The sequence below is a fragment of the Kluyvera sp. genome (assembly GCF_047971185.1).
Lineage (GTDB): Bacteria > Pseudomonadota > Gammaproteobacteria > Enterobacterales > Enterobacteriaceae > Kluyvera.
In genome coordinates, this window is record NZ_JBKDZH010000122.1 from 1 (window position 1) to 12,644 (window position 12,644).

Here is a 12,644-nt window from a genome sequence, read left to right on the forward strand (position 1 = left end):
ATCTGCCGCCGCCAGTGATTTAACCACACCAATCACCGCCTCCACGATACAGAACGCCGGCAAACCATCGCCGAGGGCATTCATACTAGCGGCCGTCACTTCATGCTCATGTTCTACTGTTTCAATCTCCTCATCCATCAATGCTTCCATCTCAATAGCATTCATGTTGCCGCTGACCATCAGGCGCATATAGTCAACCACAAATTTCATGATGACCGGGTCGTTCATCAAACGCGGGTAGTTGGTAAAAATGGGGCTGTTCTGCGGATCTTCGATATCGCCTTCCAGCGACATCATTCCGCTCTGACGGCTTTTGGTCATCAGCAGCAGCATCATGCCCAGAAGATCCATATACATGGCTTTGGTGTAAGACGATCCCTTAAACAGGTGCGGCAGGGTTTTAAAGGTGGCTTTAATGGCTTTACCATTATTACCCACGATAAATGCCCCCACCGCGGCGCCGCCGATAATCAATAACTCAAGCGGTTGATAAAGGGCGCCAAGATTCCCGCCACTGAGGACATAGCCGCCAAATACGGTCAGAATGACGACCAGATAGCCAACGATAACGAGCACGTAAACTCCTTACTAAAATAAAAATGCGTCCAATCCGTGTGAATGACGTGGTTAAGCCGATATCTGCTGAGGATGCGCGTCCGGCATTGGCACGATGCTTTTTATCGTATCCACCGCCGGTTTCTCCGCGGCTGACGCCGTTTCGCCCTGTATATCCAGCGCTTTGCTTTTCTTAATCGCACGCGACGGCGGGCAGCACAGGCTACAGGTGAACGGATTTTTGGCGTGTTCCGTGGTCACCACAAATCGTCCGCCGCATACGCTGCATTCGGTATGTTCGATCATCCCGCAGTCAATAAAACGCAGCAGCGTCCACGCGCGGGTCAGCCCCAGCACCGGTTTGTCGCCGGGCGCAATCGGGCACTGTTCCAGATACAGGCGGTAGGCCTTCACCGTGGCCTCGATCGGGCGACAGTTCTCCGTCTTCTGGATATAGAGATGGATGTTGTAAAACATCGATGAGTGAATATTCTGTTCCCAGGCCATAAACCAGTCTTCGGAGAATGGCAGCATGCCTTTCGGCGGTGGGCAGCCTCTGAGTTCTTTATAGAGTTTCAGGAGGCGGCGGCGGCTGAGGCTGGTTTCGCTTTCAAGAACCTGCATGCGGGCGCCAAACGAGATTAGCGCCATCGCGATCTGCACTTCTTTGATTTCCTCTAAAATACTTTTTTCACTCATCTTTTAAACTCTAATCAGGAAGTTGGGGCGCTTTGCTCGGAGAGCGAGTTAAGCAGGTTGGTCGACAAAATGATCCCGGTATGAATCTGCTGTAGCGCTTCAATACGCGAGTTTTTCGTCAGTACATCAATCACCATTTCATTGTCGACGCGAAGGCGACAAATCAGCTGGTTGGTCGACGCCAGCTTAATCAGCTGTGGAAGCGACAAATCTTTAATGGTGTCGATTGTGGCTTCCGGTAATCCCAGGCGAAAACCTGCCGCAAATTTATCTTCCCGGATGAGCTGTTGAGCCAGCAGCAAATAAGAAAGATTAATATCGTGGATACTCTGAAGTTGTTCATCGAAATGCATGGTATTCCTCATAATCAGGCAGCGTTCAATCCGTCTTAACGAAGAGAAGATAATTTATTTACATAATGATCACTGACGCTATGGATGCGCTCATTTGAGAAAGCGGTATGTCAAAGTGACCCTGTTGGTTGAATTCAATTATCCTGACAATACAAATCGAAGCAAATTAAATTTACAGGGGGAGAAACTGACAATCATTGGAATATTTAAAAGCGCTCATTTTTTTTAAAATTAAACGCAATCTAAACAAAACAGGTGTTGTTTCGCAAATTAATGTAATGACCACAAACACCGTTCTGCTTTCCTGAACATTCACGTTCTACCTCTGTCAGAGACTACTTACCCACTATTTTGCCGCATCCAACCGGGCCCGAAGCCGCTTAATTGCCTGGCTATGTAATTGGCTCACCCGCGTTTCCGTTACGCCCAGTAAAAGCCCCACCTCTTTCATGTTAAGCTCTTGTTGATAATAGAGATTTAGCAATAGCTGTTCGCGTTCTGGCAGCATCGCAATCTCCTGAGAGACCTGCTTCATCAGCTTCTTCATCATCAGCCCGTTAAGCGGGTCAAGCTTCTCGTTCTGCGCGTCAGACTGCTCAATGCCTTCCGGAGATTCTTCCTGCAGCTCGTCCAGTGAGTAGATCTGGCTGGTGTTGGTATCGGCGAGCATCTGCTGATACTCTTCCAGCGCAACGCCCATCTCATCGGCCACTTCCTGCTCCATTGCCGCACGACCTAACCTTTGCTCAAGCCTTTGAATTACAGCAGATATCTCCCTTGCATTACTGCGAACGCGGCGGGGAACCCAGTCCCTTTCCCGCAGCTCGTCAATCAGCGCCCAGCGCACGCGCTGGACAATATATTTGCTGAGCACAATGCCTTTACTGGGGTCAAAATCATCGATTGCCGCCAGTAACCCCATGGCGCCCGCCTGTATCAAATCATCGAGATCGACGCTGGCAGGAAGGCGAACCTGCAGGCGTAGCGCTTCGTGTCTTACCAGCGAGCTGTAGCGGGCCCACAGCTCATTCTTATCCACCACCCCGACCGGGGTATAGAGACCGTCCATAATTTCTATATTCCTATTATAAAATGCTCAGCAATTATTGTAGAAAATAACGAAATCACACAGCCTGATAAGCTCTTACATTGGTACGCAATTCGACACATCATTTATCTAATTTTGTAAAGAAACGTCGTTATTCCTCACCCCGTTCTTTACTTTGCTTTGATAAAAGTGATAACCACGACAATCGATTCGACAGAAAGAAAACGTCATAACGGCTTTTTCGTGTGGAAAATTCTTAACCTTCGTTTAATCTAAATTTAGGTTCAGAATTCCCACAATAGTCACATCGATAATACTTTCAGCCGGTAATTTTCTATATGAGAATAATTACCTAAAAATGCCAACAATAATAATTAACGTTTAAATGCCATTTGCTTTAAATAATGAATATTAGATCTAATACCCACTACAACAAACAAACATTAACGTAACATATTGAATATCGACATCTGCTGCATGGTCTGGAAAACCATCATTGACGAGCTGAGCGCAAACTCAGACATCTTTGACTGGGAGACCAGCGTAATCATCGCATCCGGGTCGGAACCGACGGTTTGCTGCAGCCGCGACTCCACCGAGATGCGCTGGGTATCCGAGCTGTAGCTCAGGTTCTCAAGCTGCTGCAGATTGGTCCCGACTTCCGCCTGCACCTTACCGAGGTTATCAATGCCCTTTTTGAGGGAAACGTTGACGCTATCCAGCGTCGCCTGCAGAGCCTCGCGGTCCTCGTCCGATTCAATCGGCTTATTCAGCGCCTCAATCGCGCTATCGAGGGCGGCAAAAATGTCATGTTCGGTACCGCTCATGAACACATCGCTACCGGTATGGCCAACCTGCATTTCGGTGCTGTCGGCCACAATCTGCGTCATCGCGGTATCGCCGCCGACGTAGGTACCGTCTTTCTGGAACGGTTCGGAGCCGGTTTTATAACCGCCAAAAATATAGCGTCCGTTGCTGTTTTTGCTGTTGGCCAGATCCAGCATGTTATCGCGGATCCCCTGCAGCTCCGTCGCCAGCGCCTGGCGATCGGCATCCGAATACGCGCCGTTGCCGCCGGCGACGATCTTCTCAGAAAGGCTGGTTGTCATCAGGTTGCTCAGCGAACTCAGTACGTTATCTTCCTGCGCCAGCGAATCGTAGGCGTACATCCGCGAGGTATCGAACTGATCCATTGTCGACAGCGCGTTCTGGTAGATAATGGCCTGCGACGCGCCAGCCGGATCGTCAGAAGGTTTCAGCAGGATCTGCCCGGAGGACAGACGCATATAGATATCATTACCGCCGACAATCGCCTTCGATAAACTATCAATATTGTTTTGATACATGTACTGAGTGCTTAGACGCATCGCTCTATCCTTATCTTGTTACTCACTCTGGCCCTGGTTCCCGGGCAGCGTCATTAACGAATGCTTAAAATCGTGTCAAACAGGGTGGTGGCCGTCTGCAGCACCTGGGCATTAGCCTGGTAATACTGGGAATACATCTGCAGGTTGATGTACTCTTCATTCAGATCGACGCCGGAAATCGCCTGTTGCTGATACAGCATTGCCTCATAGGTTTTCGCGCTGGTGCTGGCGTTGGCCTTCAGAGCCGTCATCGCGGAACCGACAGAGCTGACCAGGCTGGCATAGGCTTCCGTCAGCGTCGACTTGCCGATCAGGGCTTCGTCTTTAATCGCAATCAGCGCTTTGATGTTTTCGTTGTTGCTTTCATCGTCGGGATCGGGCGAGCTTGACGCCGCAATCTGGTTGCCATCGGTAATGGCCACGGTCAGCTTATCCGCCACGCCCGCAACCGGGTTGAGGATAAAGCTGTCATTTTCCTGCGGGTTGCCCTGCGGCGACACGGAAATGCCGTCAAACATCAGTTCGCCGTCCGGGCCGATGGTGGTCGGCACCAGCGAACCGTCGGCGTTTTTCACTTCCCAATCGCTCTCGCCCGGGCCTTTAAAGGTCAGGGTGTAGTCCTGCGCTTTGACCTGGCTGACGTCGGTGAAGGTGGTGTTCAGCGTGGCATCGCCCGCGTTATTGCGGTTGACCAGCGCCACCGGATCGGCAATGTTGAAAATGTTGCCGCCCGGATTGCCGTTCAGGTCATAACCCTGCTGGTTGACCTCGTTGAGGCGGTTCGCCATCTGTAGCGCCAGCATGTTGAGCTGATTGCGCGAATCTTCCAGATCTTCATTGCGGAATTTAAACAGGCCGCCGAGCTTACCGTTGGTAATTTTGGCCTCATCCAGCGGCAGCGAGTTCCCCGACGCATCAACATAAGAAACGATGGTTTTATTCGGGTTCTCCGGCGATGCTGAGGTTTCCAGCTGATAGTGGCGGTCGCCGTTGACCAGCGGAAGGCCGTTGGCCATGGTAACGTCGACGCGGCCGGTCGTTGGGTTCTCCGTTACGCGGATGCCCACCTGATCGTTCAGCTTGCCCAGCAGTTGATCGCGCTGATCGAGCAGGTTCGGCGGAACCGTTCCCGTTTGCCCGTGGATCTTAGCGATTTCCTGGTTCAGCTTCGCCAGCTGCTCCGCGGCGGCGTTGATCTCATCGACGCTCTGGTTAATCTGGGTATTGGTGCTTTTTTCCAGGCCGTTAAGCGTCTTACTGTTGGTCTGAAATTGATATGAGAGGGCGTTAAACTGCGACAACGTCTCCTGACGAGCCGCCGCGCTGACCGGGTCGCTGCTCATCTTTTCCATTGCGCCGAACATCGCGCCCATGGAGACGGAGATATTATAGGTATCGTCACCGAGCATATCGTCAATCTGGCTCAGCTGCTCATAACGGCTGGCCATGGACTGATACTCCGTTGCCGCGCCGCGTACCTGGTTATTCACAAAAGCATCGTAGGCGCGCTGTACGCCGTTAACCTGCACGCCGTAGCCAAAGTAGCCATAGCCGGTGGTTTTACCGCCCGCCTCGCCCAGCAAAATGTGCTGGCGGCTGTAGCCGGTGGTCATCGCGTTGCTGAGGTTATTACCGACCACGTTGAGTGCTGATTGCGCTGAACTGAGACCGCTCTGAGCCAGATACATCAAATTCATGGTTTTGTACTCTCTACTGTGCCAGGTCCCTGAAGCGCTGTAACACGGTTTAACCTGGCGTCGAAAATTCTTACTCTCTAATTAACCTATCGGTTCGCGAAAAAATAACTAAAACGCCAGACCGCTAAAATAGAGAAGAAAGGTCATTTTTATATGCATTTAACGCTTCGTTAACGTTGTGTTTAACTTGCTGCATCACGGAGATGAGCTTCTTTGCATATTTCGGGTCGGTTGCGTAACCGCCCGACTGGAGCGCGTGCGCTGCGCCCTCCAGCGTGGGCGAGCGCGGCACGCCCTGGTAGCGCGGGTTTTTGGTCAGCAGCGCGGCGTGGTCCTCCAGCGCATGCGCGTAGGAGTCGTAGACGCGAAACGCGGCTTTAATCTTTTGCGGCTTACCGTTGATATATTCCGTGGTGGTGATTTCGGTGGTCTTCCCTTTCCACCCGCCGGTGGCCTTGATGCCGAACAGGTTGTAGCTCGGCTTGCCGTCCTGGGTCAGAATTTCACGGTTGCCCCAGCCAGACTCCAGCGCCGCCTGAGCGATGATCAGCTGGTGCGGCACGCCGCTTTTTTGCGAAGCTTCAATCGCCGGCTTCAGCAGGCGTGAAATAAAGCTATCGCTCTTCATGCTGCGGTTAGCGAAACGAGCGCGGGCGGTTTCCCCCGGCGCTTCACGGGTGTCCTGGGCCGCGATACGCTGCGGCACCTGTTTAAAGCCGGAAGTGTCGATCAGCAGCGGTACCTCCGTGGTGCCGGTCGAGGTGGTTACCTCGTCAGGTTCGACGCCCATCTGTTTAAGCATCATTTCGGCCAGCCCGAGATCGCCCTTCTGGGCAATCTCCTGAGCAATCTGCTGGTCGTACATCGACGTAAACATCTCGGTCTGCTGCGAATTGAGCAGCCCGTCTTTAAAGGTCGCATCCCGCATGCTTTTCAGCATCATCTGGACGAACATGCCTTCCATTTGTTTTGCTGCGGCTTTCAGCCCCTCCTGCGGGTCCTCTCTTGAGGCCCGCTTCAGGGAGTCCAGCGCACGCACATCAAAAGCGGCTCCGGTGTGTAGCGGCGCGCTGTTCATCAGTTGGTCTCCAGCTTCGCGCGCAGGCAGCCCGCGCTTTTCATTGACTGCAGAATCGACATCAGATCGTTCGGCGTCGCCCCGAGGCTATTCAGCGCCCGCACCACGTTGTTAAGGTCAGCGCTGGTGTTCACGCGCTGTAGCGAACCATTGCCTTCACGCACCGACACGCGCGTATCCTGGGTGACCACGGTCTGCCCACCGGCGAACGGCGTATCAGGCTGATTGACCACGTTACTGTTCGACACTTCAACCGTCAGGTCGCCCTGCGCCACGGCGCACGCGTCCAGTCTGACGTGGCGGTTCATCACCACCGAGCCGGTACGGGAGTTGACGATCACCCGCGCATCCATCGGCCCTATCTTGACCTCCAGATTCTGCACGTCGGCCAGGAAGCGGACGCGCGCGGCGCTGTCGGCAGGCGCGTACAGCTTCACCACTCGCGCATCTTCCGGTACGGCGGTCGAGCCGCCGAAGCGACGGTTAATGGTGTCGCTAATCTGCTGCGCCAGCGAGAAGTCGCCGTCGTTAAGCTGCAGACGCAGGGCCGTCTGCTCGCTAAAGTTCATCGGCACTTCACGCTCAACGGTGGCGCCGTTGGAGATGCGCGCGCCGTTCAGCTGGTTGCTCTGCACCGAGCTTCCGCCGCTTTGCGCGCTGGTTCCCGAGACCAGCAGGTTACCCTGCGCCAGCGCGTAGATTTGGTTATCCCCCCCTTTCAGCGGGGTCATCAGCAGCGTACCGCCGCGCAGGCTCTTAGCGTTACCCATCGAAGAAACCACCACATCAATGGTTTCACCGGAGCGCGCAAAAGCCGGCAGCTCGGCGGTCACCATAACTGCCGCCACGTTCTTCAGCTGCATGTTAGTGCCCGCCGGGACGGTAATCCCCAGCTGCGAGAGCATGTTGTTCAGGCTTTGCGTGGTGAACGGCGTCTGCATGGTCTGGTCGCCGGTACCGTCAAGGCCAACCACCAGCCCGTAGCCCATTAAGGAGTTGCTGCGCACGCCCTGCACCGAGGTTAAATCACGGATGCGTTCAGCATGCGCCGACGGCGGCAAGACCGTCATCAACCCAGCGCAAAACACGCTAAGACAAAGAGTTAAAAAATAGTGTTCCATCATCCACCGATTAAAAAGGCGAAACGTTCAGGAACAGACGCTGGAGCCAGCCCATCTGTTGCGCTTCGTTAATGTAGCCGTTGCCGACATATTCAATTCGGGCATCCGCAACCTGGGTCGATACCACCGTGTTGCTGCCGCTGATCGTGCGTGGATTCACGACGCCGGAGAAACGAATGAATTCCGTGCCCTGGTTGATGGCAATCTGTTTCTCCCCGACCACGTTAAGGTTGCCGTTCTCCAGCACCTGATTCACCGTGACGGTGATGGTTCCGCTAAAGGTGTTCTGCGCCGCAGCGCCGCCTTTACCGTTAAATGTGTTGTCCCCGTTGATGGACGTATTGGCGCGACCGTTGCCGAACAGGCCTTCCAGCATGCGTGGGGTAGTATCAAAGTTCAGCCCGGCCGAGCCGCCCCGCGACGCGTTCGCCGACGAGCTCTTACTGGCGCTGACGTTTTCCTGTAATACGATGGTCAGCGTATCGCCCACGTTTCTTGGCCGGCGATCCTCAAATAAGGGCTGAAAGCCATAGTTCATTGCTTGTCCGCTTTGAAAGATCGAACCGTTCGCCGTACCGCGAACCGAAGGAGCCGGGCTTGCCGTCGTCTGTCCGTCCACCAGGGGTTTATGAGGGATATACGCACACCCGCCCAGAACCAGCGCCAGCGACATCACGGAAAGCGCTCTGGAAAGGAAAGACAGCGTGCGGGATTTATCCGTCTCGGTCATAACGGAACAGGGTTGATTTTTCATATCATTCATTACATCAGGATGCCTGGGTAACGGTAGGATCCCCTGCGGGGCCGCTACCCAGGATGCTGTTAAAGTTGCATCAGCCGCTGCAACATCTGATCGGATGTTGAGACGGCCTTACTGTTAATTTCATACGCACGCTGGGTCTGGATCATATTGACCAGCTCTTCAGCGACGTTCACATTCGACGTTTCCACAAACCCCTGGCTCAGCGTTCCGGCCCCGTTCAGCCCCGGCGTGGACTCGTTCGGCGCCCCTGAAGCCTGGGTTTCGCGATACAGGTTCTCACCGATGCTTTCCAGGCCAGATTCATTGATAAACGTCGCGAGGGTCAGCTGCCCAACCTGCTGCGGCGCGGTCTGGCCAACGATGGTCACGCTCACGATGCCGTCTTTCCCTACGGTCAGGGTGTTGGCATCCTGCGGAATGTTGATCGCCGGCTGAATCTGGTAGCCGCTGGAGGTCACCAGCTGGCCGTTCTGATCGAACTGGAACGAACCATCGCGGGTATAGGCGGTGCTGCCATCCGGCAGCTGGACCTGGAAAAAGCCCTTGCCCTGAATCGCAACATCTTTGCTGTTGTTGGTTTGCGTCAGGCTACCCTGGCTGTGGATACGCTCGGTCGCCACCGGACGCACGCCGGTACCGATCTGCAGGCCGGACGGGATCGTCGTCTGCTCGGAAGACTGCGCCCCCGGTTGACGCAGGGTTTGATAGAGCATGTCTTCAAAGACGGCACGCTGGCGCTTAAAGCCGTTGGTGCTGACGTTCGCCAGGTTGTTGGAAATCACATCCATATTGGTTTGCTGTGATTCCAGGCCCGTTTTGGCGATCCATAAAGAACGAATCATCTTGTTTCTCCTTGTCGGCCTTAGGCGATGGTGAGGAGCTGATTGGCAGACCGCGCGTTTTCATCCGCGGTGCTGATAACTTTCATCTGCATCTCGAAGCTGCGGGCCGTGGCGATCATATCCACCATGCCTTTCACCGGGCTGACGTTGCTGCTTTCCAGCGCGCCGGGCATCAGCTTCATATCCAGATCCGCAGGCGCCACGCCTTCACCACCGTGATACAGCCCGTCGTCTCCCAGCTGCAATGCCATCGCTTCGCCGTTGACAATCTTGATGCGGCCAACCTGCGCCATCGCCGACGGCTCATCGCCGGCCCCTAATACGGAAATAGTGCCGTCTGGCCCAATCGTCACTTCAGACTGCGGCGGTACGGCAATTGGGCCGCCATCGCCCACCAGCGCGTAGCCGCGCACGCGCAGCTGGCCGTCGGCGTCCACTTCAATATTGCCCGCGCGGGTGTAGGCCTCGGTACCGTCGGCCATCTCCACGGCCAGCCAGCCGTTCTGCGGCAGCGCCACATCCAGATCGCGCCCGGTATGGTTAATCGCGCCCATCGAGATATCGTGATAGGGAGTCGACTCCGTCACGTGCGCGCGCGTTTCCACGCCCGGCCCGTTAACCGGCACCGCGCGGTACGCCATCAGCTGCGCGCGAAAGCCCGGCGTTGATGCGTTGGCGAGGTTATTAGAGGTGACCGCCTGTCGGTTGAGGGCAGCATTCGCTGCCCCCATGGCGGTATAAATCGCACGATCCATATCAGCCCGCCGTTAGCCTAGGTTTACCAGGGTCTGTAAGATTTCAGACTGGGTACGAATGGTCTGCGAGTTGGACTGGTAGTTACGCTGGTAAACGATCATGTTGACCATCTCCTGGCTCAGATCCACGTTCGAGGCTTCCAGACGGTTGCCGTACAGCGTGCCCAGGTTACCCGTGCCGGAAATACCGTTGACCGGCTGCCCGGACTGCGGCGTTTCGGACCAGCAGTTGTTACCTTCAGACTGCAGGCCGCCGGGGTTGGTGAAGCTCGACAGCACAACCTGGCCGAGGATCTGCTTCTCGCCGTTGCTGTAGGAGGCGATCACTTCGCCGCTATCGCCGATCACATAGCCGGTCATCATGCCCGGGGCATAGCCGTTGGTGCTCGGGCTATCCATCGCCGTATCGGTGGCCTGCTGGGTCATACCATCCAGATCGAGATTGAAATTCAGCGCTTCGGCGCCGTTATAGCTCGCGCTCTGAACGTTCAGCGTTGCCGGGTTGGTCTGCAGCTGCCCTGCCGGATCAAAGGAGAGGTTGGTCGACTGATACTCCACGTTGCCGTCCCCATCCAGCACCGGTGCGGTGGTGTCGCTGGAGTAAGCCGTCCATTCGTTGTTGCCCGTTTTCACGTAGTAGACGTTAATGGTGTGCTTGTTACCCTGGCTGTCGTAGGCATCAACCTGGGTCACCGAGTTGTAGCTTTTCGGATCGGAAGGATCGAAATCAATATCCACGATCGCCTCAGAGCCGGAATCGAGGTTGCCCTTCATGGTGCCGCCGGTCGACGCGCTGGCCCGATGGGATCTGAATAGGACCAACCGCCGCGCCTGCCTGGATGGTTGGCGGCGTGCCCGTCGCCTGATAACCGGTCAGATACATCCCCTGGTTATTGATGATGTAGCCATTCTCGTCGCTCTTGAACTGGCCGTTACGGCTGTAGAACACGCTGCCCGCTTCATTGACCATCCGGAAGAAGCCGTTGCCGGAGATGCCCATGTCCAGGTTGCTGGTGCCCTGACCCAGAACGCCATCGCTAAAGTTCTGGTTCACGCCTGCAACCTGCACACCCATACCAATCTGTGAGCCGGCGAAGACGTCGGCAAAGGCGATAGAGCCAGATTTAAAACCGACGGTCTGGGAGTTCGCGATGTTGTTACCCACCACATCCAGTGCCTGTGAAGCGGAGTTCAGCCCGCTAAGTCCTTGTGAAAAACTCATTAATTTCTTTCCTGACGCAAAAAATGATAAAGAGAGACAAACCGTTATTCGACGAGGTAAACCTCGCCAAGGGTTGCGGTGCCCAGCAGGCCAAGCTCCAGTACGGCACCCGTTGGGGTATAGGAGACACCCTGGACGCTGGCTTTTTTCAGGGAGACAATTTCCGGCGTGTTGCCATCTTCATTCGAAGCGGTCAGTGACACCGTGAAGTTGCCGTTTTCAATGGTGCGAGGATCGGCCGGCTGGAAGTTTTCCAGGTCATCCATGGTGAACTGCTGCACGCCAGCCTTAACGTTTTTCAGGTCCGCGGTATAGGCGTTGCCCTGCTCGTCCGTCAGCACCACGGTCACCACATCCGCATCGCTGCTGAGGGAGAAAGCAAAGCCCTGATTGCCGTCTTCCGCGTTCGAAATCACGGAATCCCCTTCAATCAGAATGCTGCGCCCGATCCACTGCGTTGCATTCATCTGCTGCATACTGGTCACCAGCATGCCGACCGCGCCGACCGTGGAGTTCAGCTGCTGAACGCCCGCCGCCGTCTGGAACTGCGTCAGCTGCGAGGTCAGCTGGTTGTTATCCATCGGGTTGGTCGGATCCTGGTTTTGCATCTGCGCCACCAGCAGCGTCATAAAGTTATTCATTAACTCTTCGACGGTATCGCCCATCGTGTTACTGCTGGTGCGCGCGGCGGCGCTGGTTTCATTCATTACTGCCGATACGGCCATGTCGCGTTTCCTTATTGACCCAGAGTCAGGGTTTTCAACATCAGCGTTTTCGCGCTGTTCATCACTTCCACGTTGGCCTGATAGCTACGGGAAGCTGAAATGGTGTTCACCATTTCACTGACCACGTCGACATTCGGCTTACGCACGTATCCGCGTTCATCCGCCAGCGGGCTACCCGGCTCATAAACCAGACGTTCCGGCTCGGTGCTTTCCACCACCTCGCTGACCTTCACGCCGCCAATTTCCTGGCCCGGCGCGGCATTCACCTGGAAGACGACCTGACGCGCGCGATAAGGGTTACCGTCCGGGCCGATGGCGCTATCCGCGTTCGCCATATTGCTGGCGCTGACGTTCAGCCTTTTTGACTGCGCCGCCATCGCCGAACCGGAAATATCTAAAATACTGAATAAGGACATAAC

General features: G+C 55.1%; 13 protein-coding genes and 1 pseudogene. All 14 read right to left on the reverse strand.

Annotation, left to right across the window (positions count from 1 at the left end; translation table 11 throughout):
• Window positions 1–576: motility-associated protein (locus tag ACK5JN_RS23300; RefSeq protein WP_416872319.1), on the reverse strand; the 576-nt coding region annotated here is incomplete at its 3' end.
• A 51-nt stretch (window positions 577–627) separates the two neighbouring features.
• Entirely contained in the window at window positions 628–1,254 is a 627-nt protein-coding gene (flhC, locus tag ACK5JN_RS23305) for a flagellar transcriptional regulator FlhC (RefSeq protein ID WP_416872320.1), read from the reverse strand.
• A 14-nt stretch (window positions 1,255–1,268) separates the two neighbouring features.
• Entirely contained in the window at window positions 1,269–1,607 is a 339-nt protein-coding gene (flhD, locus tag ACK5JN_RS23310; protein WP_416872321.1) for a flagellar transcriptional regulator FlhD, read from the reverse strand.
• A gap of 346 nt (window positions 1,608–1,953) precedes the next feature.
• Entirely contained in the window at window positions 1,954–2,676 is a 723-nt protein-coding gene (locus tag ACK5JN_RS23315; protein ID WP_416872322.1) for an RNA polymerase sigma factor FliA, read from the reverse strand.
• A 422-nt stretch (window positions 2,677–3,098) separates the two neighbouring features.
• The gene (flgL, locus tag ACK5JN_RS23320) at window positions 3,099–4,022 is read right to left on the reverse strand and encodes a flagellar hook-associated protein FlgL (RefSeq protein WP_416872323.1); all 924 of its coding nucleotides are present in this window, start codon (window positions 4,020–4,022) and stop codon (window positions 3,099–3,101) included.
• A gap of 53 nt (window positions 4,023–4,075) precedes the next feature.
• Window positions 4,076–5,719, reverse strand: a complete 1,644-nt coding sequence (flgK, locus tag ACK5JN_RS23325; protein WP_416872324.1) for a flagellar hook-associated protein FlgK — start codon at window positions 5,717–5,719, stop codon at window positions 4,076–4,078.
• A gap of 124 nt (window positions 5,720–5,843) precedes the next feature.
• Window positions 5,844–6,797 carry a flagellar assembly peptidoglycan hydrolase FlgJ gene (gene flgJ / locus ACK5JN_RS23330; protein ID WP_416872325.1) on the reverse strand — a complete coding sequence of 318 codons (954 nt, stop codon included), beginning with the start codon at window positions 6,795–6,797 and terminating at the stop codon, window positions 5,844–5,846.
• Window positions 6,797–7,867 (reverse strand): flagellar basal body P-ring protein FlgI, encoded by a 1,071-nt coding sequence (locus ACK5JN_RS23335; protein ID WP_416872326.1) that lies wholly within the window; start codon window positions 7,865–7,867, stop codon window positions 6,797–6,799. The genes flgJ and ACK5JN_RS23335 overlap by 1 nt, the downstream gene beginning before the upstream one ends.
• A 61-nt stretch (window positions 7,868–7,928) precedes the next feature.
• A complete protein-coding gene (locus ACK5JN_RS23340) occupies window positions 7,929–8,591 on the reverse strand; it encodes a flagellar basal body L-ring protein FlgH (RefSeq protein ID WP_416872350.1) in 663 nt (220 codons plus the stop codon).
• Window positions 8,592–8,740: 149 nt separating this feature from the next.
• Entirely contained in the window at window positions 8,741–9,523 is a 783-nt protein-coding gene (gene flgG / locus ACK5JN_RS23345; protein ID WP_416872327.1) for a flagellar basal-body rod protein FlgG, read from the reverse strand.
• Between the two features lie 20 nt (window positions 9,524–9,543).
• Window positions 9,544–10,278, reverse strand: a complete 735-nt coding sequence (locus ACK5JN_RS23350; RefSeq protein ID WP_416872328.1) for a flagellar basal body rod protein FlgF — start codon at window positions 10,276–10,278, stop codon at window positions 9,544–9,546.
• Between the two features lie 12 nt (window positions 10,279–10,290).
• Window positions 10,291–11,500 (reverse strand): annotated as a pseudogene (gene flgE / locus ACK5JN_RS23355) (flagellar hook protein FlgE).
• Between the two features lie 44 nt (window positions 11,501–11,544).
• Complete coding sequence (locus tag ACK5JN_RS23360) at window positions 11,545–12,225, reverse strand: flagellar hook assembly protein FlgD (RefSeq protein WP_416872329.1); 681 nt, start codon at window positions 12,223–12,225, stop codon at window positions 11,545–11,547.
• An 11-nt stretch (window positions 12,226–12,236) separates the two neighbouring features.
• Window positions 12,237–12,641, reverse strand: a complete 405-nt coding sequence (gene flgC, locus ACK5JN_RS23365) for a flagellar basal body rod protein FlgC (protein WP_416872330.1) — start codon at window positions 12,639–12,641, stop codon at window positions 12,237–12,239.
• Window positions 12,642–12,644: the final 3 nt, after the last annotated feature.